The 23,907-nt window shown below is 62.9% G+C and carries 20 protein-coding genes; 7 read left to right on the top strand and 13 right to left on the bottom strand.

The window, feature by feature from the left end; translation table 11 throughout:
* Nucleotides 1-56: 56 nt before the first annotated feature.
* Nucleotides 57-1,112: a hypothetical protein gene (locus tag HBN54_RS02665; RefSeq protein ID WP_168671585.1), complete on the bottom strand. Its 1,056-nt coding sequence runs from the start codon at nt 1,110-1,112 to the stop codon at nt 57-59.
* 196 nt (nt 1,113-1,308) lie between these two features.
* On the opposite strand from HBN54_RS02665, the gene HBN54_RS23925 reads away from it, so the two are divergent.
* Nucleotides 1,309-3,408: an alkaline phosphatase gene (locus HBN54_RS23925; RefSeq protein ID WP_168671584.1), complete on the top strand. Its 2,100-nt coding sequence runs from the start codon at nt 1,309-1,311 to the stop codon at nt 3,406-3,408.
* A gap of 170 nt (nt 3,409-3,578) precedes the next feature.
* Here HBN54_RS23925 and HBN54_RS02655 read toward each other — a convergent pair whose 3' ends face one another.
* Nucleotides 3,579-4,493, bottom strand: a complete 915-nt coding sequence (locus tag HBN54_RS02655) for a class I SAM-dependent methyltransferase (protein WP_168671583.1) — start codon at nt 4,491-4,493, stop codon at nt 3,579-3,581.
* A 105-nt stretch (nt 4,494-4,598) separates the two neighbouring features.
* Between HBN54_RS02655 and HBN54_RS02650 the strand changes: the two genes are divergently transcribed.
* Nucleotides 4,599-5,573, top strand: coding sequence for a YpdA family putative bacillithiol disulfide reductase (locus tag HBN54_RS02650; RefSeq protein ID WP_168671582.1), 975 nt, complete (start codon nt 4,599-4,601; stop codon nt 5,571-5,573).
* Between the two features lie 81 nt (nt 5,574-5,654).
* On the opposite strand, the gene HBN54_RS02645 is transcribed toward HBN54_RS02650, so the two are convergent.
* Both HBN54_RS02645 and HBN54_RS02640 read right to left on the bottom strand, forming a co-directional pair.
* Nucleotides 5,655-7,115 (bottom strand): G-D-S-L family lipolytic protein, encoded by a 1,461-nt coding sequence (locus tag HBN54_RS02645; RefSeq protein ID WP_168671581.1) that lies wholly within the window; start codon nt 7,113-7,115, stop codon nt 5,655-5,657.
* Nucleotides 7,116-7,145: 30 nt separating this feature from the next.
* Nucleotides 7,146-8,477, bottom strand: coding sequence for an OmpP1/FadL family transporter (locus HBN54_RS02640; protein WP_168671580.1), 1,332 nt, complete (start codon nt 8,475-8,477; stop codon nt 7,146-7,148).
* 150 nt (nt 8,478-8,627) lie between these two features.
* Between HBN54_RS02640 and lptB the strand changes: the two genes are divergently transcribed.
* From lptB to HBN54_RS02625, 3 genes are all read left to right on the top strand, one after another.
* Nucleotides 8,628-9,359 carry an LPS export ABC transporter ATP-binding protein gene (gene lptB, locus HBN54_RS02635; protein WP_168671579.1) on the top strand — a complete coding sequence of 244 codons (732 nt, stop codon included), beginning with the start codon at nt 8,628-8,630 and terminating at the stop codon, nt 9,357-9,359.
* A 144-nt stretch (nt 9,360-9,503) separates the two neighbouring features.
* Nucleotides 9,504-11,054: a GH3 auxin-responsive promoter family protein gene (locus HBN54_RS02630; RefSeq protein ID WP_168671578.1), complete on the top strand. Its 1,551-nt coding sequence runs from the start codon at nt 9,504-9,506 to the stop codon at nt 11,052-11,054.
* Nucleotides 11,055-11,190: 136 nt separating this feature from the next.
* On the top strand, nt 11,191-11,424 hold the full coding sequence (locus HBN54_RS02625; RefSeq protein WP_168671577.1) for a hypothetical protein: 234 nt from the start codon (nt 11,191-11,193) through the stop codon (nt 11,422-11,424).
* A 17-nt stretch (nt 11,425-11,441) separates the two neighbouring features.
* On the opposite strand, the gene HBN54_RS02620 is transcribed toward HBN54_RS02625, so the two are convergent.
* Nucleotides 11,442-12,224: a TIGR00266 family protein gene (locus HBN54_RS02620; protein ID WP_168671576.1), complete on the bottom strand. Its 783-nt coding sequence runs from the start codon at nt 12,222-12,224 to the stop codon at nt 11,442-11,444.
* A 176-nt stretch (nt 12,225-12,400) separates the two neighbouring features.
* On the opposite strand from HBN54_RS02620, the gene HBN54_RS02615 reads away from it, so the two are divergent.
* Nucleotides 12,401-12,979: a toxin-antitoxin system YwqK family antitoxin gene (locus HBN54_RS02615; protein ID WP_168671575.1), complete on the top strand. Its 579-nt coding sequence runs from the start codon at nt 12,401-12,403 to the stop codon at nt 12,977-12,979.
* Between the two features lie 14 nt (nt 12,980-12,993).
* Here HBN54_RS02615 and HBN54_RS02610 read toward each other — a convergent pair whose 3' ends face one another.
* The gene (locus HBN54_RS02610; protein WP_168671574.1) at nt 12,994-13,383 is read right to left on the bottom strand and encodes a hypothetical protein; all 390 of its coding nucleotides are present in this window, start codon (nt 13,381-13,383) and stop codon (nt 12,994-12,996) included.
* Between the two features lie 200 nt (nt 13,384-13,583).
* Here HBN54_RS02610 and HBN54_RS02605 point away from each other — a divergent pair, with 200 nt between their 5' ends.
* Nucleotides 13,584-15,224, top strand: a complete 1,641-nt coding sequence (locus tag HBN54_RS02605) for a glycosyltransferase family 39 protein (protein WP_168671573.1) — start codon at nt 13,584-13,586, stop codon at nt 15,222-15,224.
* A 168-nt stretch (nt 15,225-15,392) separates the two neighbouring features.
* Here the strand turns inward: HBN54_RS02605 and HBN54_RS02600 are convergent, their stop codons facing one another.
* The 7 genes from HBN54_RS02600 to HBN54_RS02570 all read right to left on the bottom strand — a co-directional run bounded on the left by HBN54_RS02600 (nt 15,393) and on the right by HBN54_RS02570 (nt 23,877).
* Nucleotides 15,393-16,091, bottom strand: a complete 699-nt coding sequence (locus tag HBN54_RS02600; RefSeq protein WP_168671572.1) for a hypothetical protein — start codon at nt 16,089-16,091, stop codon at nt 15,393-15,395.
* Nucleotides 16,092-16,162: 71 nt separating this feature from the next.
* Nucleotides 16,163-17,446 carry a kynureninase gene (gene kynU, locus HBN54_RS02595; protein ID WP_168671571.1) on the bottom strand — a complete coding sequence of 428 codons (1,284 nt, stop codon included), beginning with the start codon at nt 17,444-17,446 and terminating at the stop codon, nt 16,163-16,165.
* Between the two features lie 64 nt (nt 17,447-17,510).
* Nucleotides 17,511-18,989 carry a hypothetical protein gene (locus HBN54_RS02590; protein WP_168671570.1) on the bottom strand — a complete coding sequence of 493 codons (1,479 nt, stop codon included), beginning with the start codon at nt 18,987-18,989 and terminating at the stop codon, nt 17,511-17,513.
* A gap of 203 nt (nt 18,990-19,192) precedes the next feature.
* Nucleotides 19,193-20,686 carry a hypothetical protein gene (locus HBN54_RS02585; RefSeq protein WP_168671569.1) on the bottom strand — a complete coding sequence of 498 codons (1,494 nt, stop codon included), beginning with the start codon at nt 20,684-20,686 and terminating at the stop codon, nt 19,193-19,195.
* 136 nt (nt 20,687-20,822) lie between these two features.
* Nucleotides 20,823-21,872 (bottom strand): amidohydrolase family protein, encoded by a 1,050-nt coding sequence (locus HBN54_RS02580; protein ID WP_317170158.1) that lies wholly within the window; start codon nt 21,870-21,872, stop codon nt 20,823-20,825.
* 135 nt (nt 21,873-22,007) lie between these two features.
* A complete protein-coding gene (locus HBN54_RS02575; protein WP_168671567.1) occupies nt 22,008-22,547 on the bottom strand; it encodes a 3-hydroxyanthranilate 3,4-dioxygenase in 540 nt (179 codons plus the stop codon).
* 49 nt (nt 22,548-22,596) lie between these two features.
* Nucleotides 22,597-23,877, bottom strand: coding sequence for a hypothetical protein (locus HBN54_RS02570; RefSeq protein WP_168671566.1), 1,281 nt, complete (start codon nt 23,875-23,877; stop codon nt 22,597-22,599).
* Between the last annotated feature and the right edge of the window lie 30 nt (nt 23,878-23,907).

The raw sequence follows: 23,907 nt of genomic DNA, 5'->3' as shown, positions 1-23,907 counted from the left end.
GTAGCCTATCTGGAAGGAAAGGCGCGGGCGCGAGGTGAAATTTCGCGGTGCATATTCTAGCGTTGCGCGGTGGTATTGCTGGCGGCATTTTGCTCCCGCGCAAACTGCCTAAACTCCTTAGCTGTGAGCACCACCAAGCCCTCCGGTCCCGCCAGCCACAGCCGTTGCTGCTTGTCCATGGCCAGCAGAGTAGGGTTGCCCACGCCCGGCAACGCGGGCAGCGGCTGTAACAGGCGCTGCGGCTCGATTTTATCGGTAGCGGCGACGAAGCCGGGGAGGGGCGTGGCGGGCGCATCGGGTAGCAGCAGCAGGCCCTGGGCGGTGGCAAACAGGCGGCCCGCGCCGGGCACGTGGGCCACGCCGAACACCTCGTTGCCGGGCCGGCCGATGAACTTCACGGTGGGCAGCTCGGCTTCGGCCGCGCCGCGCTGGCCGCCCTTTTCGAACACGCAAATGGCGTCTGACATCACCACCCAGAGGTTGCCGTCGTTGTCGGGCAGCAGCTTTTCCACGATGTTGTCGGGGATTTCGTGGTTGGCCACGCCTTCCTCGTTGTAGCGCGTCCACTCGGGGCCCTGCTTGCGGCTGAGGCCGATGCTGGTGGCAATCCAGACAGCGCTGTCGGCCGTGGCCACGCCGCCGTTGATGGCGGGCGTGTGCAGCTCCTGCTCGAAGGCCTGGCCGGCCCGGCGGAATACGCCCGCGCCGTTGGCGCCCACCCAGAGCTGGCCCCGGGCATCGCCAAACAGCGCCGTTACGTTGGGCGCGGCCACGCCGGGCAGAGCCAGCTGCTGCGGGCGGAAGGTGCGCGTGCTCAGCCGCAGCAGGCCCTGGCGCGTGCCCAGCCACAGGGCCGTATCGTGGGTCGTGGCGCACTGAATGGTGGCTTCGCTCCGGAAGTGACTCACGAGCCGCCGGCCTTCGAGCCGCAGCACGCTGTGCTGGGTGACCAGGTAGGTAGCCTTGCCGGCGTGCAGCAGGGCGACGGGCTGCTCGTGGCCGGGCACCGCGTAGGGCGGGCGGGGGCGGGCCTGCACCGCCGGGCTGACGCTGAGCAGTAACAGCCCCGGCAGCCACTGGCGAAAACACGGAAATTTCAGGAAAAAAAGCATGGTGCCAGGACAGTTTGATGATTCGTGCAAAGGTAGAATTGCCTGCGCAACCAGCTGATTACTTAATGATTAATTAAGTGTTTGGCTGGTGCGACTTTCATAATGCAGGCTTGATGAAGGAGTAACCATGGCCTCACGGCACTCGCCCAATTTTGCGGCCGGTTATTATTCCATTCATCAACCTCAACCGGCTTTTATGAAAGCGAAAATTTTACTCAGTGGCCTGGTGCTGGCGGCGCTGGCAGGGCGGGAGGCCCGGGCCCAGGCCTCGGCCACCAACAACAACGTTATCATCTACATCGGCGATGGCTTTGGGCTGGCCCCCAAAACGGCGGCGCGCATGGCCATGGGCCAGGGCACCACGGGCAAGCGCTTCACGTCCGATGCTGGGTTCCAAGTGCTGGCGCTCGATAAGCTCAAGTACAACGCTACCGTCACCACCCACTCGCTCAACTCCTGGATTACCGACTCGGCCCCCGGCGCGGCGGTGTACGCCTGCGGCAAGCCCGGCAAGCAGGACAATGAGGTGATTTCGCTGAACCCCGGTTCGGGCGCGGCCATTGAAACCATTCTCGAAGCCGCCAAGAAGCAGGGCTACGCCGTGGGCCTCGTGAGTACGGCCCGCATCACGCACGCCACGCCGGCTGCCTTTGCCAGCCACATCTGGTACCGCGACCTGGAGGACTACATCTCGGCCCAGTACATTGCCTCGACGCAGACGCAGTACGAAGCCATTTTCAACAGCAGCCCCACCACATCGTACCGCTACACGGCGGCCCGCGACTGGGTGCTGCCCACGCCCAAAGTAGGGGTGGAGCTGGACGTAATTCTCGGCGGCGGGGCTCGCCATTTCATGCCCCGCACCCGCACGGCCGCCAGCTCCTACGAAACCATCGTGGACCGCAACGGCGCGGCCATCATTGACCCCGCCACCGGCGTGGCCGCCACCCTGAAAGGCAACCGCGCCGATGACGTGGACCTCGTGGGCTACGCCGTAAACCAGCGCAACTACGGCTATGTGAACAGCCGCGACGCCCTCAACAACATCAACCTCAGCCAGTACGGCCCCGGCGGCAAGAAGCTGCTGGGCTTGTTCAACTCCTCGCACGTCAACTACGAGCAGGACCGCCAGACCAGCGCCGCCTGGGAGCCCTCGCTGGCCGAGATGACCCACATGGCCATCGAAGTCCTCAAGGCCAAGAGCAACGGCAAAGGCTTTTTCCTGATGGTGGAGGCCGGCCGCATCGACCACCTGGAGCACGCCAACACCGGCGGCATCACGGTGGTGGCCAACCCCGCCGGCGGCAACCAGTACACCGTCGATTCGGACAAGCCGGCCTACCTGACGGGCGGCGGCGAGGCCAACTACATCGCCACGCCCGCCACGCCCCGCACCACCAGCGTGTACGCTTCCGATTACATGATTAAGGAGGTAATGGCCTTCGACTACGCCGTGGCCGAGGGACGGGCCCTGCTCGCCACGCCCACTACTACCGGCAAAACGCTGGTCTTTAGCACGTCCGACCACGAGTGCGGCGGCTTCACCGTCACGGGCCTGCACGACGAGGCCGATGCCCAGCAGAACGGTACCAAAATCCGCACTTACTCGGGCCAGATTACCAAGTCGGTAGCGGCCGAAGCCGGCTACGCCACCCCCACCAACCTGGTGCGCGGCGACGGCGGCGCGGGCGGCTGGTTTCCTGATTACGTGATGAATACCTTCCAGGGCAAGGACTACCCGCAGCCGGCTTCGGCTACCGGCCGTCGCATCGTGGTGGCCTACGGCTCCAACCCCCTCACCAACGGCAACGGCACCCGCGCCAGCACCGGCGTGGGCAGCAACCAGGGCGCCACGCCCGGCAACCACACCCCGCAGGACATTTGGGTGGGAGCCGAAGACAACACCAACACCCACGCCCAGCAGATTACCGGCCGCGGCCTGCTCGACAATACCGCCATCACGCCCATCATGGCCGACTTTCTGAACCTCAGCGCCTTCGGTACTGCGCTCGGCCTGCGCACCAGCAGCGCCGACCCCAAAGCCCAGCTCCAGCTCAGCCCGGTACCGTTCGTAAACCAGTTCGAAGTCGGCTTCACGCTGCCGACGGCCGGGGCCGTTACGGTTGAGCTGTTCGATGAAATGGGCCGCCGCGTGCAAACCGTACTCACTAACAAAGCCTTCGGGGCCGGCAGCCAATCGGTAACGGTAGATGGCAGCAGCCTGCGCGCCGGGCTTTACATCGCCGCCGTCACGGTGAATGGGCAGGTGGTGAGCAAGCGCACGATAAAGCTGTAACCTCACCCCCGGCCCCTCTCCTGCAGAGAGGGGAGCCTAACGACTTCAACGAAAAAGTCCCGGCTCATTTTTGAGCCGGGACTTTTTTTTACGCTCTGTTCCGCTTTTATATGCTGTTTCGCCGTGGCTCCCCTCTCCGCAGGAGAGGGGCCGGGGGTGAGGTGACGCCGCTACTTCACGTTCCGCGCCACCACAAACATCCGGTCGCCAAACCTTCCCGTCAGCTTGTTGAGATAGTATGTCGGGTACTGCCCGGCCAGCTTGCTCACCTTCTCCACCACGCTGCCGCCGAGGCGAATGTTCTTCGGCGGCTTCACCGGGTTCAGCAGCTCCACCACTTCAAATCCCTGCTTCTTCAGCATTTTGGTGATGGTGGCCGGCGTGAATTCGAACAGGTGATAGGGCGGAATATCCATCTTACGCTCCTTGCCCAGCGCGCCGTAGGCCGCGAAACCCAGGCGCACGGTGGGCAGATTGAGCGTGGCGGGCAGGGCCAGCACCAGCAGCCCGCCCGGCTCCAGAATGCGGTGGAACTTGGCCAGCGTGGCGCTGGGCGAGAGTAGATGCTCCAGCACGTCGCCCATGTAGGCGAGGTCGAACTGGTTTTCGTGGAAGTCCTCGGTGGTTTCGATGTTGCCCGTTACCACGGGCAGGTGTAGCTCACGACGGGCGAAGTCGGCCGCGTGCTCGGATATTTCGAGGCCGTGCGCTTCCCAGCCCAGGGCCTCCAGGCTTTTGAGGGTGTAGCCCGGGCCGCAGCCCACGTCGAGGTAGCGGAACTTGCGACCGGGGTACTTGGCTAGAATGTAATTGGTGAACTTGTCGGGCCGAACCTGGTTTAAAGCAGCCTGCTTCTGGCCTTCCTCGATGAAAACGACCTCCTGCTGCGTGCGGTCGTAGTTGGGGCGCTCGGTGAAATAGTCTTTGCCGTAGAGCCGCTCCAGCTGCGCCGGCGTGGGCTGCGGGTCGAGGAACATCAGGTTGCAGCTGCGGCATTGGGTGCCTTGCAGCTTTTGGCCTTCAAATTCGTAGTAAAAGGGCAGCTTCTTAAAATCGGTGCTGCCGCACAGGTCGCAGGTACGCATGGAAGTAGCGCGAACTTTGTAGTTCGCGTTGCCGCACGGTCAAATTCGTAACAACAACGCGGGGACGCGAGCTGCAAAGTTCGCGCTACTTCGCCCAAGATTCTTATGCTCGACGTTCTCATCATCGGAGCCGGCCCCGTGGGCCTGGCCTGCGCCCTCGAAACCCAGCGCAAAGGGCTTAAAGTGGCCATTATCGAAAAGGGAGCGCTGGTCAATTCCCTGGTCGGCTACCCCACCAACATGGAGTTTTTCTCCACGCCCGAGCTGCTCGAAATTGGCGGCTACCCCTTTCCCACGGCGCACTACAAGCCCCTGCGTGAAGATGCCCTCGACTACTACCAGCGCGTGGCCCGCGACGAAAAAATCGACATCCGCCTGCACCAAAAAGTGCTGAGCCTAAGTGGCGAGCAGGATAACTTCATCATTACCACCGATAAAGGCGAAATCCCGACCCGCAACGTGGTGGTAGCCACCGGCTTCTACGACCTGCCCAACCCGCTGGGCGTGCCCGGCGAGGACCTGCCCCACGTCAGCCACTACTACAAGGAGCCTTACCAGCACGTGCTACAGCACGTCGTGGTTATCGGGGCCAAAAACTCCTCGGCCAAAGCCGCGCTGCAAATGACCCGCGCCGGGGCCAAGGTCACGCTTATCGTGCGCGGCTCCGAAATCAGCGATTCCGTGAAGTACTGGATTCGCCCCGACCTCGTCAACCGCATTGCCGAGGGCCGCATCACGGCGCACTTCAATACTACCGTGGCCACCATCACGCCCGAGGCCATCGAAGTACTCACGCCCGACGGCCCGCGCACCATCCCCACCGATTTCGTGTACGCCCTCACCGGCTACCACCCCGACGAGGCCCTGCTCGGCCGCCTCGGCATCGAGCCCGACCCCGCCGACGAAGCCCGCGCCCCCCTCTTCGACCCCGCCACCCACCAGACCACCCGCCCCGGGGTGTTCGTGGCCGGCACCGTGTGCGGCGGCCGCGCCACCAGCCGCTGGTTTATCGAGAACGGCCGGCACCACGCCCAACTCATTGCCGCGCATCTGGCCACGCAGGCTACTGTGGCGGCCTGATTTTCGGCGAATTTCATCATAAAAAAAGCGCCTTCCCCAGCCGGGAAAGGCGCTTTTTGCTGGTGGTTGCCCACCCGTAGGTTACTGCGGGAAAACGACGCCGCGGTAATTGTTGGCGTTCACGCCCGAGAAGGAACTGCCGTACTTGACATTAATCACTCTCAGCATCTCGTTGGCAATCACGGCGTAGCCACGGGGCGTGGGGTGCACGCCGTCGAGGCTGAACAGGTTGCCCGACAGGTAGCCGGCCGTGTTGTTGGCGGCGTTGGTGGCATAGCCGCTGATGGCCACCGATTTGAAGAATACGTTGGCATCGAACACGGCCAGACCGCGGGTGCTCGCTTCTGTGGTGAGGGTAGTGTTGAAAGCGTTGGTGGCGTCGACCGTTGCCTTTTGCTCCGCTACGTCCAATACCAGGGTGCTGGGGAAGGGATTGGCGGCACTCTGCCCAAAGGCCTGCGTGGTGTCAGTGACTCCAATACCGAGCAGGAAGCCGCTAAAAACCGGACCGGTGGGCGCTGCGCCCGTGGCCTGCCGGTAAAAGTCGCGCCAGTATTTCCCGCCGGGGCGGCCGTAGAGGCTCACGTAGGGCGAAGACGTCAGGGTCAGCAGCAGGGCGCCAGTGCCGCTGGCGTCGCGGATGTCCGACAGCTTGCCAACTACCCGGGCGTTGGCGCCAGGCGTAGCACTGGGGGCCAGCGTACCGGTGGTGTAAATAAACGGCGCGGCACTTGGCACGTTACTCAGCGCCAGCGTGGCCCGGAACGACGGGCCAACCGTGGTGAAGAACGGGATGCCCGTCACGTCCGGAATGGTGGCTACCACCCCTTTGGCACCGCCAGCAATCAGGGCATCGAGTACCAGCTTGGTATTGGCCGTGAAGGTTGTAGCCGGGGTGATGGAACTGGCGGCCCCGCCGGCCGTAGCGTAGCCCAGCACGTCGTTGTTGCCCAGCCACTCCGTGAAGAAGGTTGGCTTCAGCGAAGCTACGGTAGCCTGCACGCGTTGCAGGTAGGTTTGCCCTGCCGAAGCAGCAGGCGTGATGCGCTCGAAATACGGGTTGCCCTGCGTGCTGCCGTAGCCGGCGGTATTGATGTCCGACATGCGAATGCCGGGCACGCCCAGATTATTCACCGGGTCGAGGAACTGAGTGTAGAGCGGGGCGGCTGCCGTGCCGCCGCGCACGGCCAGGCTGGTTGTCACGGGGGCCGTAATGGGCGAGCCCGCGGCCGTGAAGCCGGTGAGGCGCAGGTAGCCCGAGCCGTTGCTCTGGGCCTCGGTGAAGAGAGGCTGCACGAAGCTGCCGCCCCCAACCTGGGCAAACTGGCTGGCCAGGATGCTGGGGTAGGAGCTCAGCTGCCCTTCGCGGTAGAGGCCGCCATCGGAGTAGCCAGCCGTGAGCGAGTTGCCCACAGCGATATAGCTGGAAAAGTTAGCCGAGCCAGCCGAGGCCGCCGGCGCTTCAATATCGGGCTGGCAGCCCGCCAATCCCAAGCCCAATAAGCCAAGTACGGGCGCCGAACGTTTGATAAACAATTTCATAAGAGCAAAGACTATGGTTCGGGTGGGAAATTAGAACTTGTAGTGCAGGCCGATGCCGGGCACGTAAGCATTGGTGCGGTAGGTGCCGGCCACGCGGTCGGTAGTGCCCACGTTCAGCAGGTCCTGCTGGGTTTGGGTGCGCTTCAGCAGCGCCTCAAACAGGAAGGAGCCATCTACTCCCAAGTGGTCCGTAATCTGGTAAGAAAGACCGGTCGACAGGCCCAGGCGGTTGGCGTCGGGCGTTTCGGGGGTGATGTAGCCATCGCGCACAGCCGTGAGGTCATAGGCCGCACCGGCACGTACCGTGAGCTTGTCGCTCACTTTGTACTGGCCACCGAGGCGGAAAGCCACGGCGTCCTGGTAGTAGCGCTTCGAAGTGCTGAAGTTGCTGGTTGCCGAGGTGCCGCCCACGCGGCCATCGGTGTTTTCGCCGGGCAGGGCTGTCGCGGTGGCATTGCCGTTGTTGCCGCTGAAATTAAAGTCCAGGGTGCGGTACTGGCTCCAGAACGTGAGCGACGCATCCAGGCCGATAGTCAGCTTATCCGTAGGCATGATGCCCACGCCAATGCTGGCCACGGCCGGCAGCGGCAGGGTGGCCGCAAAATTCGTTGCCGTGAAGCTGCGGTTAATGATGTTGGCACTGGCGCCGGTGGGCAAGCCAGTATAGGTTATTTTGCCGCTTTCCACTTTAGCATCAATCTGTGAGCGGTAGCTTATACCTACGCTCATCTTCTCCGAAGGCTTGAAGAAAACGCCTGCGTTGAAGCCAAACTGCGTTTTGGTCTTGCCATCAAGCTCAATGTGGCCGGGGCCGGTGGGCAGGGGCAGGTCCTTTTGCAGGTTTACCGAGCCGTAAGCCAGAATCGTCAGGCCCGCACCCACACTCAGCTGCGGGGTGATGGCGTAGGAAAACGTAGGCTGCACATAAACCGACTCCAGGTTGATTTCGGTGAGCGCATAGCGGCCTTCCCAGCCGTCGGCGTACTTCACTTTGTTGCCGTAGGGGGTGTACACGGCCACGCCGAATTTGTACTTGGCGTCTTTAGGCCCAAAGCCGGCATAAAAGTTAAAGGGCGTTACAATCCCATTCTGCAGGGAGCGCTGGGGGTCGCCGTTGTCGCCGCGGAAGCTGATGCGGGCCAAGGCAGCGTTCACGCCGAACTGCACACCGTTTTCGCGCACCATGGCCAGGGCACCGGGGTTGTAGAACATCGCGGCCTGGTCGAGCGACAAGCCCACTCCGACACCGCCCATGCCGATGTTTTTCTGCCCGCCCAGGTTCACCTGGAAGCCACTGGCAGACGCGGCCGACGCGCTGACCAGCAGCGTGCCCCCCGCAAGGAGTAGTGTTTTTACCGTCATAAAAAAAAGAAATTTAGGTGGGGTTGATTCGTGGGCTTAAAAGTAGGGGAAAATTTCACGCCATTTGTTAGGCAAGCCGAATATTTCACCCCTTTCAATCGTTTGTTGCGGCATTCGCCCGCCTTCGGCCCAGCCCGTACCTTTGCTCCCATGATTCTTCGCGCCGACCACCTCGTTAAAAAATACAAAGCCCGCACCGTCGTCAACGACATGTCGGTGACCGTGGAGCAGGGCGAAATCGTGGGCCTGCTCGGGCCCAACGGGGCCGGCAAAACCACCTGCTTCTATATGATGGTGGGCATGGTGAAGCCCAATTCTGGCCGTATATTCTTGGATGCCACCGAGATAACGACGATGCCCATCTACCAGCGGGCCCGCCTCGGGGTGGGGTATCTGGCCCAAGAGGCCAGCGTGTTCCGCGACCTGAGCGTGGAGGAAAACATCATGGCCGTGCTCGAAATGACGAGCATGAAAAAACAGGCCCGGCAGGATAAGGTGGAGGAAATGCTCGAAGAGTTCAGCCTGACCCATGTGCGCAAAAATCTGGGCAAAGTATTGAGCGGGGGCGAGCGCCGCCGCACCGAAATAGCCCGCGCCCTGGCCGTAGACCCCAAATTCGTGCTCCTCGACGAGCCCTTTGCCGGCGTCGACCCCATTGCCACCGAGGAAATCCAGGGCATCGTGTCCAAGCTCAAGCACCGTAATATCGGCGTGCTCATCACCGACCACGACGTGAACTCCACCCTCAGCATCGTGGACCGCGCCTACCTGCTCTTCGAGGGCAAGCTCCTTAAAGCCGGCACCGCCGAGGAACTGGCCGGCGACGAAACCGTGCGCCGCGTGTACCTGGGCAAGAATTTCGAGCTGAAGCGAAATGTGTGAAGGGTAATTAAAAATTAAGAATTAAAAATTAAAAATGGGTAGAGGAGCTGAATGCCAGCCTTCTGTTAAAATCCAGTTTTTTCGGAGCAGACCGGTTTCTCTCGTCATTTTTAATTCTTCATTTTTAATTTTTAATTCAAAAAAATGCTCGACCAGTTCGTCGCCCACGCCGTTCAACTCAGCAGCCTGCCGCGGCTGGCCCGCATCCGGCAGCAGCCGCATGAGGTGCAGGCGCGGCTGCTGCGGGGACTGTTGGGCCGGGCGAAGGGCACGGAATGGGGCCGGCGCTACGGCTTTGGCGAGAAAATGACGCCTGCCGAGTTTGCCCGGCGCGTGCCCGCCAACACCTACGAGCAGCTATACCCCGAGCTGGAAAAGGTGCTGCGGGGGCAGCCCGATGTGCTGTGGCCCGGCCGCCCGCAGTGGTTTGCCAAGAGCAGCGGCACCACCAATGCCCGCAGCAAGTTTATCCCCGTCACGGCCGAAGCCCTGCACCACTGCCACTACCGCGCCGGGCGCGACATGCTAGCCCTGAGCACGCACCTCTACCCCCGCGAGCGGGTGCTGGCTGGCAAAACCTTGTCGTTGGGCGGGGCGCATGCGCCCAACCCGTTCCGGCCCCACGAGCCGGCCTCGCGGGTGGGCGACGTGTCGGCCGTCATCATGGCGCAGCTGCCGGGCTGGGCCGAGCGGCTGCGCACGCCGCCGCTCAAACTGGCGCTATTAGAAGAGTGGGAAGAGAAGATTGAGCGCATTGCCCGGCACGCCCTGCGGCAGGATGTGCGGGTGCTGGCCGGGGTGCCCACCTGGATGGTGGTGCTGCTGCGCCGCGTGGTGGCCCTGGCCGGGGCCGACAACATTACCCAGGTGTGGCCGCAGCTGCGGCTGTTTTTGCACGGCGCGGTGGCGTTTGGGCCGTACCGGGAGCTGTTTCGGCAGCTCATTCCGGATGCGCGCATGCGCTACCTCGAAATCTACAACGCTTCAGAAGGCTACTTCGCTCTGCAGGACGAGCCCGAGGGCGAAGACCTGCTGCTGCTGCTCGACCACGGCATCTACTACGAATTCCTGCCCGCCGACCAGTGGGCCGCCCCCGACCCGCGCCCCGTGCCCCTGGCCGAAGTGGAACTGCATCGGCCCTATGCCTTGGTTATCAGCACCAACGCCGGCCTGTGGCGCTACATGGTGGGCGACACTGTGCGATTCACTTCGCTGGCCCCGTACCGGGTGCGCATTACCGGCCGTACCAAGCACTTTCTCAATGCCTTTGGCGAAGAGGTGGTAATTGAAACGGCCGAGGCCGCCGTAGCCGCCGCCAGCCACGCCACCGGCCTGCTGGTACGCGATTTCACGGCGGCCCCGGTCTGGTTCACGGCCGACAGCGCCACTTCGCGGGGCGGGCACGAGTGGGTGATTGAATTTGCCGACGCGCCCGTTGCGCCCGACCTGGCCCGGTTCGGGGCCGTGCTCGATGCCACCCTCTGTGCGCTCAACTCCGACTATGCGGCCAAGCGCCACCGCAGCCTGGCCCTGGCCCCGCCCAAGGTGCGGGCCGTGCCCGGCGGCACCTTCGAAGCGTGGCTGGCCCACCAGGGCAAGCTGGGCGGCCAGCACAAAGTGCCGCGCCTGCTCAACTCGCGCGAGGTGCTGGAGGCCGTGCTGCGGGCTGCCGGCTTAGCCGCACGACAGGCGTAGTAATCAATTTGATAACCAGCTAATCATCATTTGCGGAGCCAAATAGGCGTTTGGTAAAGATTATTTGGACTTTAGTCGAATCATAGTGGTATATATCGGATTCAAAGTGGTAATATTACCGTTACATTCCCGCCCAATGTCTTATACCACCGAATTACCAACTGTCCAGAAGTCAGCTTATAAGCGCCCTTATAAGTCCCGTCAGCAGCGTCGCGAAACCGACCGCCGCAAGCATGACGAATCCAGCGATGTTAAGTTTTTGGTGCGCGTAGGCGTGGGTGTGGCCCTCGTGCTGGCCCTGGCCCTGGCATTTATGCTCAAGGGGGCCATGAGCCCCGCCGAGCCCGTGGCTACCGAAGCGCAGCAATAGCAGCCCCGGAGGCGCTGCTATTCGTCCATCATCCCATTAAACAGGCCGCCCAATACGCCGCCGCTTTCTTTCTGGGAATTGCCGCCGCCCGGGGCCAGCGCCCGGATGAGCTTTTTGACGGGCATGGATTGCAGCCACACGCGGCCACTGCCGCGCAGCGTGGCCAGCAGTAGCCCTTCGCCACCAAATATCATGGACTTGAGGCCGCCCGCCCGGGCCACGCTGAAATCAATGCCCGGCTCGAAGGCCACCACGCAGCCGGTATCCACGCGCAGCAACTCGTTGTTGAGGCGCTTTTCGATGATGGTGCCGCCCGCGTGCACGAAGGCCTTGCCGTCGCCAGTCAGCTTTTGAAGGATGAAGCCCTCGCCGCCAAACAGGCCGGCGCCCAGTTTCTGGTTGAAGTGCAGGCTGATTTTGGTGCCCCGCGCGGCGGCCAGGAACCCGTCTTTCTGCACGATGAGGCCGGCGGGCATTTCGCGCAAATCGACCGCGATGATGGTGCCGGGGTAGGGGGCCGAAAAGGCCACTTTGCTCTTGCCAAAGCTGCCCCGGTGCGTGAAGTGCGTGAGAAACAGCGACTCGCCGGTGATGAGGCGCGTGCCGGCCGAGAATAGCTTGCCCATCAGGCCCTGGTCGGGCTCGGAGCCGTCGCCCATCTTGGTTTCAAAGGCAATGGCTTCTTCCATGTACACCATGGCCCCGGCCTCGGCAATGACGGTTTCGTTGGGGTCGAGCTCAATTTCGAGCACCTGAATATCGGAGCCGAGGATGCGGTAGTCAACGTCGTGGGAAGTCATGGCAGCGGGAATGGTTGGGGTGGCCAAAGATATAGGTGAAGGGCTATTTGCAATGGGATGAATGGCGACGGGCGCAATATTTTTTTGCAAATGCGTTGAACAGGCTTCTGTTAACTAGCTTTATAGTTAGCACCTTTTTCTTCCGCCGATGATGTCCTTCCGACTCCCGTTACTGCTTGTGTTCAGTGCCTTTGAGCGGCTGCGCCGGCTCGCGCTTCGCGCTCGCGCCGCCCGCGTGGGCCTTCTGGCTGCCCAACCGCTTCGACCGGCACGGCCTCGAAACCGGCCGCTGGCGCACCTACTACGACGATGGCCGCCACCGGCCCTACACCGCCGGCCGCTACCGCCACGGCCAACCGGTACAAACCTTTCGGTACTACGACCCCACGGGCCAGCTCGACCGCACCGAAACCTACCGCAAGGAGGGCTACTGCGAGGTGAGCTACTGGCACCCGGGCGGGCAGCTGGCCCGGCGCGGCCCCGCCCAGTGGGTGACCGGCAAGAGCCAGGCCCCGCGCTTCTACTGGTACGGCACCTGGACGAGCTACGAGCCCGATGGGCAGATTTCGGCCGTGCAAACCTATACCGATGGCAACATCACCCGCGCCGAAACTTACGAGAACGGCCAGCTCACGCAGATTGAAACCTTCGACCGGAACAAGCGCACCCGCCTCGAAACCTATGCCGACGGCCAGCTCATCAAAGTAGAGTCCTTTGAAAAAGGCCTGCGCACCGGCACCACCAATACGCTATAGCTACCGGCCCAGGCCTATTCCTCCGAAGGCAGCTCGCCGCGGGTGTCGGCGGCTTCCTTTTCGGGGTCGCCGACGGCTTTTTTGCGTTTGGCCTCGCGGCTGGTGCGCTTGATGAAGTCCTCGTCCGACTCTTCGGGCTCGGCCTGGCCGTCTTCGATGGGGAAGTTTTCATCTTCGGGGTCATCATCGCCGGCCTTTTCGCCGAACTGGCCGGCGCGGTCCACCAGCTTTTTGTCGCGCACGTGGCGGCCCAGAAACTGGTTTATCTGCTCGATGGAGTAGTTGGAAGTGATTTCGCCCAGGGGGTTCACCCCAATCTCGAAGCCTTCGAGCTCTTTGTGCACGCGGGCTTTTTTGGCGGGGTCGGTAGCAGCTTTTTTGGGTTTGACGGGTTTCTTGGCCATGATGGGAGGGAGCAGAAGCAGGGAGTACTCTGGGACTGTACGCGAAACTGCCCCGGTAGGTGGCAGCCCCGGCCGATAACAGGCCGGCCCGCCAGGTAAAATTGCTGCCCGAGTGGGAAGGCTAGGCCCCGGCGAAAGTACTTTTGAGAAGTTTTTTGGCCGGTACTACCTAAAACCGCCTTTCCTACTGGTCAGCCCTTATGCTTCCTATCCCCCTGCGTACTTTTTTTGCCGCTCGGCAGCGCTCCTTCTACGTACGGCTTTATTTTGGGCTGCTGCTGTTGGTGGGCCTGTTCTGCTACAAAGACTACGGGGTATCATGGGACGAGCCGGTGGACCGTACCAACGGCATGGTGAGTGCCAAGTACGTGGGCGGGCTTGTGGCCCCGGAATGGACCAGCAACCAGGCGGCGTTTACCGACACGCCCGACATCCACGGCTACCGGGAGAACGACCACGGCGTGCTCTTTGAAATGCCGCTGGCCTTTGTCGACCAGCTCATTGATATCCGCGACTCGCGCACCTACTACCTGCTCCGGCACTTTGCCGTATTTCTCGTATTTGTGGTGGGTGTCTGGGCCTTGTACAATATTGGGCGCGTGCGCTTCAACAGCTGGCGGCTGGGCCTGCTGCTGAGCACGCTGCTGGTACTATCGCCCCGCTTTTTTGCCGAAGCCTTCTACAACGGCAAGGACATTGTGTTTCTGGCGTTTTTTACGATGGGGGTCTACACGCTGGTGCGCCTGCTGCAACGGCCGTCGCTGGCCCGTGCGGCGGTGCACGGCGTGGCCACGGCGGCGGCCATCGACGTGCGTATTCTGGGCGTTCTGCTCATTGCGCTCACCGTGGGTATGGTGGGCCTGGAGGTGCTGTTCGGGGCCGATGCCAGGGCCCGGCGCTGGCAGTTTGCCCGGGCGCTGCCGGTTTTTGGCGTGGTGGTGGTGGTGGCCGTTATCATCGGCTGGCCCTACCTATGGGAGGCCCCGATTGACAATTTCCTGACCTCGCTCGAAAACATGAAGCGTTTCCGCTGGAATGGGGAGGTAATCTACCTGGGCGAGCGGGTTTCGACGCTGGCCCTGCCGTGGCATTACGCACCGGTCTGGATTGCCGTTACCACGCCCGTGGCCTACATCGGGGCCTTCCTGCTGGGCTCGTTGGCCACCGCCTTTGCAGTGCTGCGGCATCCCATTGCCGCACTACGCACTTTCGAGGGGCGGCTGAACGTGTTGTTCATCGGCTGGTTTGCGCTTCCCATTGTGATGGTAATTGCGCTGCACTCGGTCATTTACGACGGCTGGCGGCACCTGTATTTTGTGTACCCGGCGCTGCTGCTGGTGGCCTTGCGCGGAGCCTGGGCGCTGTGGCAGCAGGGGCAGCGGCTGCGCTGGATGCGGCCGGTGGCGGTAGGGGCCGCCGGGCTGGCCGGGCTCGAAATGGTGTACACCGTTGGGCGCATGGTGCAGGCCCACCCCCAGGAGCAGGTGTACTTCTCCTTCCTGCCGGGCGAGGAAGCTGACCGGTTGTTTGAGCGCGATTATTGGGGCCTCTCGTACCGGCAGGGACTGGAGTGGGTGGCGCAGCACGACCCCGCGCCTCAGCTCAACGTGATGGGCCAGAACGGGGGCCTTATCGAGAACAACCTCGCCATTATGAAGCCCGAGGTGCGGGCGCGTTTCCGGGTGTGGCAGCCGGGCCAGGAGCAGGAGGCAGGCAAGCAGCTCTACTTTCTGGGAGCTTACCGCACCCATCCCGAGGCGTATCCGCCGAGCTTGGGGGGCGAGATATACACCCTGAAGCCCTACGGGGTCACGGCGCTGTCGGTGCTGCACGCGTGGTAAGTGGTGCAAAAGTAGCCGTAGTAAAAACGGTCGTCATGCAGAGCGGAGCATCTTTACCTCAATACTAATCCTGACAATTGGATTGCATTGAGCAGTAAAGATGCTTCGCTCCGCCCTGCATGACGTGTTTTTCAGCGCCTGTATTGGATAGGCTCTAAGCCGACGGCTTTACTCCTTCGGCATCATGCGCTCAAATTCCTGCTGCATTTCCTTCGGCTGCTGCTTCAGCATATAGGATTGGAAGCGCTGGGCCCCGTAGGCCAGGGCAAAGCAGACCAGCAGCGGCGGCAGCCAGCTGCGGCTGCGGTATACGGGCTGCCCCACGTAGCGCGGCCAGAACCACAGCACATAAGCCAGAATAGCGGGCAGGTTAAACAGCGGCCCGTACCACGGGCTCAGGCCGTAGCGGGGCAGGGCCCAGCTCAGGGCCAGCACCCCGGCCAGCAGATAGGCCACAATGAAAGCCACCAGCCCCAGTAAGGCCCGCTTGCGGCCCAGCCGCCACAGGTTGAGGCCCAGCAGCACGCCGCCTGCGATAAAGGTGAACGGAACGGAAAACAGCACGATGGTCACCGGCGAATACAGCGCGGGCGCAGTTTCGTCGGGTTCAACAGCGTCGGGGGTTTCGGCCGGCCGGGTGCGCTCCTGCGCGGCTTCGGCGGCGGCTTCATCGAGGGGGCGCTGTGCGGCGGCCCCCGCCTCGAGGCTGGGACGCAGGGCGGCTTCCTCGGGGGCGGGCTGGCCCCGGCGGCGCAGCTCATCGAGCGCGGCGAGCACGGCGGCCTCGCGGTACTGGACATGGCCGGTCACGTATTCGCGCAGGGCCGCGTCGGTCTTGAGCAGCATCTTAGCGGCGTAATCTTCCATTATCAATGGGTGAATGGGTGAATGAGTGAATGGGTGAATGAGTTTGTGGGATGTACGAGAAAAATAGTCGCTCATTCACCCATTCGCTCATTCACCCATTGGGTAAGCGCCGCGCCCACCCGTTCCACGTCCTCAAACGAATTATAGAGCGGCACGGGTGCCAGGCGGATGACATTGGGCTCGCGCCAGTCGGCGATGATGCCCTGGGCGGCCAGGAAATCGAACAGCTCGCGCCCGCGCTCGTGCACCAGCACCGAGAGCTGGCAGCCGCGCTGGGTGGGGTCGGCGGGCGTGATAATTTCGAGCTTATCGGCCGGCAGGCCCAGGCCGTGGATGAGGCTTTCGAGGCGGGCGGTGAGCTGCTCGCTTTTGCGGCGCAGCGCGGCCATGCCCCCGGCCCGGTCCACGATTTCGAGGCTGGCGCGGTGAATGGCCATTGGGAAAATCTGGGCGTTGGAGAGCTGCCAGCCGGCCGCGCCGGCCATGGGCCGGAAGCCTTTTTTCATCTGGAAGCGTACGGACGCATCGTGCCCCCACCAGCCGGCCAGCCGCACAAGGTCGGGCCGGTTGGCAAACCGCTCGTGCACAAACACGCCCGAGGTGCCGCCGGGGCCGGAGTTGAGGTACTTATAGGTGCACCAGCAGGCAAAATCCACGTCCCAGTCGTGCAGGTGCAGCTCCAGATTGCCGGCGGCATGGGCCAGGTCGAAGCCCACGTAGGCCCCCACGGCGTGGCCCGCCCGGGCAATGGCGGCCATGTCGAAGGCCTGCCCGGTGTAGTAGTTCACCCCGCCGATGAGGACGGTGGCCAGTGAGTCGCCCAGCTCCGCGATTTTGGCTTCAATGTCCTCGGTGCGCAGGGTGTGCTCGCCGGGGCGCGGCACCAGCTCCACAATGGCCTCGGCGGGGTCGAGGCCGTGCAGGCGGGCCTGGCTCTCGATGGCGTACTGGTCGGACGGGAACGCGCCGCCTTCCATCAGAATCTTGTAGCGCGAGCCCGTGGGGCGGTAAAACGACACCAGCAGCAGGTGCAGGTTCACGGTCAGGTTGTTCATCACCACCACCTCCAGGGGCAGAGCGCCCACCAGCCGGGCCGTGGCCTCGGTGAGGGTGTCGTGAAAGTGCATCCAGAACGAGGGGGCCTGGAAATGGCCTTCCACGCCCAGCCGCTCCCAGCTTTCAAACTCCTGCTCCACGGCGGCGCGGGCAGCTTTCGGCATCAGGCCCAAGGAGTTGCCGCAGAAGTAGGCGCAGGGCTGCCCATCGGGGCCGGGCGGCAGGTGAAATTCCTGGCGGAAAGCGGCCAGCGGGTCGGCAGCGTCGGGGTGGGTGGTGGTGGGAACTAGAGAATTCATGGCGAAGTAGTAACAAGCCGCCGAAACGGGAGGCGGGCAAAAAATAGCGTTGTTTGGCAGGGGGTTACCACGTCACGACTTTTGGCGGCCCAACTTCCGGCCGCTGCCATTTGAAAACGTAGCGCGGAGCTTTGTCCAGGCTGAGCTGCATGTTGGTCGATACGATGAAGCAGCTCACTACCACGGTGGCATACAGGGCCACGCCGGCCAGGCGCTGACGCAGGTCGCTACGCCGCCAGAAGGCCAGCGGCTGCGCTCCAAACGCAAAGCCCGCGTAAAGAAGGAGGTGTATCGGCAATAGAAAGCGGCATTCCATGGCCACCGGCAGCGTAGCCAGGCACGGGCCGAGCAAGGCGGCCAACACCAGCGCAATGGGCACATAGCTGCGCCAGGGCCGACGGCGCACCCGACTGGCGAGCACACAGAAGCCCCCAAATAAAACCGTGTAATTCAACCAGGCCAGGCCCCAAGTAGAAGCATAAACCCGCTGAACGTACGGGGTGGTATACTGTAAATCCAGGCCATTGAACAAGTGGACCAACCATATGGAAGCCACCGTGAACGGGGCCGATTGGGCAATTTGCCCGTACTGCGCATAGGTGGTTAGTCTTTTCAGGCCACTATCTGTCCACAGCTGATACCCTTCTCTACTCCCAAAAACCATGGGCGGAATCGGGTAGTCGGCGGCTATGCTGGTTTCGTATTTCTGGTAGCGCAGCCCCCATTCCAGCTGGTTAAGATATAAGCTGGGCTTCCCGGGCCGGTCGGTGAGCACAAATGGGCTGCGAACGCCAAAATGCTCTTGGTTGACGGCTGCCTGGGGAGCCATTACCAGGGCCATGCCCGCTACCACGGCCAGCCCACGGAGCCAGGCCAGCCATTGGGGCCGGGCGGCCCCGGGCTGGGGCCACAGGCTGAGCAGAAGCACTAGCGGCAGAGTGGCCGCATATACCGGCCGGAAATTAGCCGCCGCCGCCACGCACAGACCTACCAGCAGCCCGCTCCCCACCGACCGGCTCCGCACGGCCATCCACAGGCCGCCGGCCAGTGCCAGCAGGGCCGGAAAATCGCTGAGCGGAAAATTGAAATAACCGCGCCAGAACACAAAGCCCAGGGCGCCAAGCAGCAGGCGCCGGCCCAGGGGCACTGGTGGGCTGCCCATCGGCTGGAGCGCCCGCCACAGGCCGGGCATCACCACGCCAAAGAGCAGGCCCGCCGTAACCGCCCCCATGGCCCTGGTCAAATCGAGCGGGGTCAGGGCGACGTGCTGAAGCAGCCAAACCAACCCCGAGAGCAGCAACGGGAACAGGTACCCCCGCAACACGCTGTCGAAAGCCAGAAAGCGGAAATCTCCGCCGGCCCGGTATTTCTCGGCTAGCTGCCAGTACTCTTTCGCATCGTAGATAATAGGTAGCGGCTCACTGCTAAGTAAATAAATGGAAAACAGGAGGGTCAGGACCAGCCAGGCCAGCCCGCCCGGATGGCGGCCGACCCAGGCAGTGACACGGGAAGGGGAAGTGGTTGCAGCGGAATTGGGTAGCATTCTAAAAGGCGTTATTCACATTAAGTCAAGCGTACTGGTCCGATGGGAGCGTGCCGCCTTCCATCAAAATATTGTAGGGCACTGGTGGGGCAGTAAAACAATATTAGCAGCAGGTGCGGATTCACAGTCAGGGTGTTCATCACCACTACTCCAGGGGTGTAAAGGTCGGGGTAAAGGCCGGGCTGATGCTAACAAAATATGGCCTACCACGACCCCGGCACGGGCTCCTGCCACTTGAAAAGCAGGCGGGGCTTGGCTTCCAGCTGGCGCTGGGTGCTGGCCGAAACCGCAAAACTACCCACCACCAACAGCCCGTAGAGAGTAAAGCCTGCCGCCCGGCGGCCCAGCGAAGCCGCCCGCCATTGCCGCAGCGGATGGGCCCCAAAGGCCACCATGGCGCACAGCAGCAGGTGCAGCGGCATCAGAAACCGGCATTCCATCACCACCGGCAAGGTAGCGGCGCACGGCCCCAGCAAAATGAGCAACACGATAATGGCCGGGACGCGGGACCATGCCAGCCGCCGCCAGCCCAGCCGAACCAGCACCAATAGCCCGGTAATGAGCACCAGGTAGTTGGTGAGGGCCAGGGCAAAGGTGTTGACAAATATGGCCTGCGGGTAGGGGGTGGGGTATTGCAGGTCGAGCCCGTTGAAAAGGTGCCGGAGCCAGAGCGCCAGCAGCGGCCCCGGGTAGTGGCCGGCCATGGCCAGGTAGTCCGCAAACGACATGTCGGGCGGCAGTTGGGCCTCGGTGGCCAGGGCATCGCCGGTGGCATCCCGAAACACCACGCTGGGAGTGGGATAGTCTACCCCCACCGTGGTTTCGTATTTCTGGATGAACAGCCCCCCGTGCACCTGCGAGAGGTACAGGTTGGGGCTGTCGGGCGGGGCCGTGAGCACCAGCGGGCTATTACTATTGAAATGCGCCTGATTGATGAGCAGCTGGGGAGCCAGCACCAGGCCGACGCCGAACAGAAAAGTGGCTCCCCGCACCCAATGCAGCGCCCCGAGCCACCCGCCACCCGTAACGGGCCGCTCGCGGGGCCACACGCATAATATCAGCACCAATGGCAGGGTGGCCGCATACACGGGCCGAAAATTGAGGGCCGCCGCCACCGCGATACCGGCTAATAAGCCGCCCCAAACTAACCGCCGGTGCCGCAATAATGCCCAGATGCCCGCCAGCAGGGCCAGTAACGCCGGAAAATCGGTGAGGGCAAAGTTGAAATAGTCGCGCCACATCAAAAAGCCCAGCAGGCCAAATACCATCCGGCGGCCCAGCGGCACGGCCGGGGCCAATGGCCCGCGCAGCGCGCGCCACAAGCCGGGCCCCACCACGCCAAACAGCAGCACCGCCGTGACGAGCCCAAAGCCCCGGGTGATGTTAATCGGCTCCCAGCCATAGTAGGCCGTGAGCAGGGTGAAAGGCGAAATTATCAGGGGAAATAAATAGCCCCGCAGGATATTATCGAAGGACAGCAACTCGAAGCCGCCGGTGCTCCAGTATTTATTGGCCAATTCCCAGTAGCCCTGGGCATCGTACCGGTTTTCGTGGTACCGGTTGGTATACAGGTGAATACCGAAGAGAATGCCGAGCAATACAACCGCCCCCCAGGAAGGGTGCTGAGCAAACCAGGCGGCAGCGCGCTTCCGCGCCGATTGGGGCGCGACGGGGGCAGGAGGGAGGACTTGTGACAAGTGGTTGGAAGGATAGAAGGCTTGCGCCTGGCAGCAGGAAAGGGGAATCCGTAACAAAATAACGTGCCACCACGCAGAGATGAGCCCGGCGTTAGTATTCCCGCTCAACAACGCCCTTTGTGGCGGGGGCAGCCGTTTACCGCGCGGCAGACAACGGATGAGAGGGGTGCCCAAACTGCCCGGCCGTCAGCCCCAGCCAGTCCAGCGCGTTCTGGCCCAGCATCCGGGCTTTAATGTCGGCCGAAAAAGGCATGGACTTGATGAGCTGGCCCGGCTCCAGCTCGCCCAGCGGAAACGGGTAGTCGGTGCCGAGCGTGATTTTATCGGCTCCCAGGGTTTTCACCAGGTAGTCCAGCATGAGCGGGTCGTGCACCAGCGAATCGACCCAGAACTTGCCGAGGTACCGGCGCGGGTTGTGCGGATTGTCGATGGCGCACAGGTCGGGCCGGACCTGCCAGCCGTGCTCGATGCGCCCGATGGTGCTGGCGAAGGAACCCCCGCCGTGGGCCACGGCCACGCGCAGGTTGGGCAGGCGCTCCAGCACCCCGCCAAAGATGAGGGAGCAGAGCGCCAGCGTACTTTCGGCGGGCATGCCCACCAGCCAGGGCAGCCAGTATTTGGGCATTTTCTGCTGGGCCATCATGTCCCAGGGGTGTACAAATACGCAGGCCCCCAGCTCCTCGGCGGCGGCGAAGATTTCGAATAATTCCGGCGCGTCGAGGTTCCAGTCGTTCACGTGCGAGCCAATCTGCACGCCGGCCAGCCCGATTTTCATGCAGCGCTCCAGCTCCCGGATGGCCAGGTCGGGGGCCTGCATCGGGATGGTGCCCAGGCCCACGAAGCGGGTGGGGTAGCGGGCCACTACCCCGGCAATATGGTCGTTCAGCAGCTGGCTGAGGTCGAGGCAGTCCAGCGGCTTGGCCCAGTAGCTGAACATCACGGGCACCGTGCTCAGCACCTGCACCTGCACGCCAAACTGGTCGTACTCGCGCATCCGCACCTGCGGGTCCCAGCAGTTGTCCTGCACTTCGCGGAAGAACTTGTCGTCCTGCATCATGCGGGCACAGCAGGGCTTGTGGTGGTCGAGCCGGATGAAGCCGCCGTAGCCATACCGCTCGTGCAGGTCGGGCCAGCGCTCGGGCAGAATGTGGGTATGGATGTCGATGCTGAGAGGGTGGGGCAACACGGCGGGGCGGGCGAGGGGGGTGGGGAAAAAGACCGTCATGCTGAGCGCAGCCGAAGCATCTCTACCGCATCAGTAAATAATTAATTACTAACACAGTAGAGCTGCTTCGACTGCGCTCAGCATGACGGTCGGCAATTATTCGGCGGCGGGCACTACCGGCGCGGGCGCCTCCATGTAAGTGCCGCACACCTTGCAGGTGCGCAGGTCCTCATTCGCCCAAAAGGCATTCATGATGGGCGGCAGCTGGGTCACGATGTCGGTGATTTCGGCAAATTCCTCATATAGCTTGTTGCCGCAGTTTTCGCAGTACCACTGGAAGCCGTCGAGCTCGCCGGCGGTGCGGTAGCGCTCCAGCACCAGGCCCACGGTGCCGGCCGGGCGGCGCGGCGAGTGGGGCACGTTGGGCGGCAGCAGAAACATCTCGCCGGGGCCAATGGTGATATCGACCGGCTTTCCGTCCTCAATTATTTTGACGGTCATCGTGCCTTCCATTTGCCAGAACAGCTCCTCGCCGGCGTCTACGTGGTAGTCTTTGCGGGCGTTGGGACCACCCACCACCATCACGATGAAATCCTGGTTGTCTTTGAAAACCTGTTGGTTGCCCACCGGGGGCTTCAGCAAATGGCGGTGTTCATCAATCCACTGCTGGATGTTGAAGGGGCGGGCGACGGGCATGGGGGCGGCTAAAAAGTGAGGGAGAGGAGCAACGCACGGGCAGGTGGGGCTACGCCACCCATTCGTGACGTAAGAAACGAAATAATAAAACCAACAGCAGCGCCGCGCCGCCCGCTACGGTGGGCAGCAGCGCATAGCGCCGCACGCGCGGGTGGCAGTGGGCATTGGCCAGCCACAGCAGCACGCCGCCACTCACCAGCGTGAAGCCCAGCAAGGTCCGGATGTGGCCATAGGCCGCAAACAGGCCCAGCCAGGTCAGCTCCATCAGGCCAAATAGCGCCAGCAGCTGCCGGGTAGACAGGCGCGGCCGGCCGGTGAAATCAGCCAGCAGCAGCAGGAAATAAGGCGTTGCGTACACGTAGCGGCTCAGGCTCACCAGCTCGCCGCCCTTGGTAGCCAGGGTGATGAGCGTGATGCCCGCCACGTAGGCCAGCGAAAACACGGCGGGTCGGTCGGCCGCCGGCAGGGGCCGCCGCCAGTGCCGGTACATCAGCCCCACCAGGCCAGCCGCACAGGCCAGCCCAATGAGCAGGGCCGGCGCCTCGTAGCGCGTAGGAAACGACCCGCCCCAGTTGGATAAGGGCAGCGACGGCCAACGCAACTGGTTGTTCCACAGGCGCTGCGCCGCGAAAAATACAAACCAGCGCCCGGTGTACCAATAGTGCACCCCCACGCTGATGCCCAGCCCCAGCAGCGTAGCCGCCGCTGCGGCCATCGTGCGGCCCGGGCCCCGGTCGCGGCTTTCGGGGGCCAGCCACTCGGTGGCCAGCACGGCGGGCAGCAGCACAAATGCCGCCGAGCGGCTCACGCAGCTCAGCAGCAGCCCCAGGAAATACAGGCCCAACATGTTGCGCCGCAGCCCCACCAATACCAGCGCCCCGCTAAGAAAAAAAACGGCCTCGCTATACGGCAGAGCCATAAAAACGAGCGACGGCACTGCCAGCAACAAGGCCTGCTGCCGCCCCGACCATGCCAGCTGCCACGCCAGCCAGGCAAAGCTGAGGGCAAAAATGCCCAGGTTAATCAGGCCCATGGCAATGGGCGGCACCGCCAGCCACCGCCACAAAAAGGGAAACAGCGGGAAGAAAGCCGTCCGCTGCACATCATAGCCGTAGTCCCGGATGTAGCGGTAATGCTCGACGTCCCACCGGCTGAACGTGGCCTGGGTGAGCGCGCCCGCCGCCGGCCAAACCCGGCCCACCACCACGGCGGCCACGCTCAGCAGGGCACACCAGGCCAGAGTTCGGGCCAGGCATTGGCCAAAAGAAAGCCCGACGGGGCCATTCTCAACGGGCACCTCGGGCGTTAATACAGATAGGGAAGCAAACATGAAGCAGCGGCGGGCTGCCCGGCAGGCACC

The organism is Hymenobacter artigasi (genome assembly GCF_012275535.1).
Classification (GTDB): Bacteria; Bacteroidota; Bacteroidia; order Cytophagales; family Hymenobacteraceae; genus Hymenobacter; species Hymenobacter artigasi.
The sequence above is the reverse complement of the archived record's forward strand: the minus strand, read 5'-3'. Positions and strand labels throughout refer to the sequence as shown.

Excerpts from the sequence above, each read along its gene's own strand:
- HBN54_RS02665 (WP_168671585.1), bottom strand. The coding sequence starts at position 1,112 with ATGCTTTTTTTCCTGAAATTTCCGTGTTTTCGCCAGTGGCTGCCGGGG.
- HBN54_RS23925 (WP_168671584.1), top strand. The coding sequence starts at position 1,309 with ATGAAAGCGAAAATTTTACTCAGTGGCCTGGTGCTGGCGGCGCTGGCA.
- HBN54_RS02655 (WP_168671583.1), bottom strand. The coding sequence starts at position 4,493 with ATGCGTACCTGCGACCTGTGCGGCAGCACCGATTTTAAGAAGCTGCCC.
- HBN54_RS02650 (WP_168671582.1), top strand. The coding sequence starts at position 4,599 with ATGCTCGACGTTCTCATCATCGGAGCCGGCCCCGTGGGCCTGGCCTGC.
- HBN54_RS02645 (WP_168671581.1), bottom strand. The coding sequence starts at position 7,115 with ATGAAATTGTTTATCAAACGTTCGGCGCCCGTACTTGGCTTATTGGGC.
- HBN54_RS02640 (WP_168671580.1), bottom strand. The coding sequence starts at position 8,477 with ATGACGGTAAAAACACTACTCCTTGCGGGGGGCACGCTGCTGGTCAGC.
- lptB (WP_168671579.1), top strand. The coding sequence starts at position 8,628 with ATGATTCTTCGCGCCGACCACCTCGTTAAAAAATACAAAGCCCGCACC.
- HBN54_RS02630 (WP_168671578.1), top strand. The coding sequence starts at position 9,504 with ATGCTCGACCAGTTCGTCGCCCACGCCGTTCAACTCAGCAGCCTGCCG.
- HBN54_RS02625 (WP_168671577.1), top strand. The coding sequence starts at position 11,191 with ATGTCTTATACCACCGAATTACCAACTGTCCAGAAGTCAGCTTATAAG.
- HBN54_RS02620 (WP_168671576.1), bottom strand. The coding sequence starts at position 12,224 with ATGACTTCCCACGACGTTGACTACCGCATCCTCGGCTCCGATATTCAG.
- HBN54_RS02610 (WP_168671574.1), bottom strand. The coding sequence starts at position 13,383 with ATGGCCAAGAAACCCGTCAAACCCAAAAAAGCTGCTACCGACCCCGCC.
- HBN54_RS02605 (WP_168671573.1), top strand. The coding sequence starts at position 13,584 with ATGCTTCCTATCCCCCTGCGTACTTTTTTTGCCGCTCGGCAGCGCTCC.
- HBN54_RS02600 (WP_168671572.1), bottom strand. The coding sequence starts at position 16,091 with ATGGAAGATTACGCCGCTAAGATGCTGCTCAAGACCGACGCGGCCCTG.
- kynU (WP_168671571.1), bottom strand. The coding sequence starts at position 17,446 with ATGAATTCTCTAGTTCCCACCACCACCCACCCCGACGCTGCCGACCCG.
- HBN54_RS02590 (WP_168671570.1), bottom strand. The coding sequence starts at position 18,989 with ATGCTACCCAATTCCGCTGCAACCACTTCCCCTTCCCGTGTCACTGCC.
- HBN54_RS02575 (WP_168671567.1), bottom strand. The coding sequence starts at position 22,547 with ATGCCCGTCGCCCGCCCCTTCAACATCCAGCAGTGGATTGATGAACAC.
- HBN54_RS02570 (WP_168671566.1), bottom strand. The coding sequence starts at position 23,877 with ATGTTTGCTTCCCTATCTGTATTAACGCCCGAGGTGCCCGTTGAGAAT.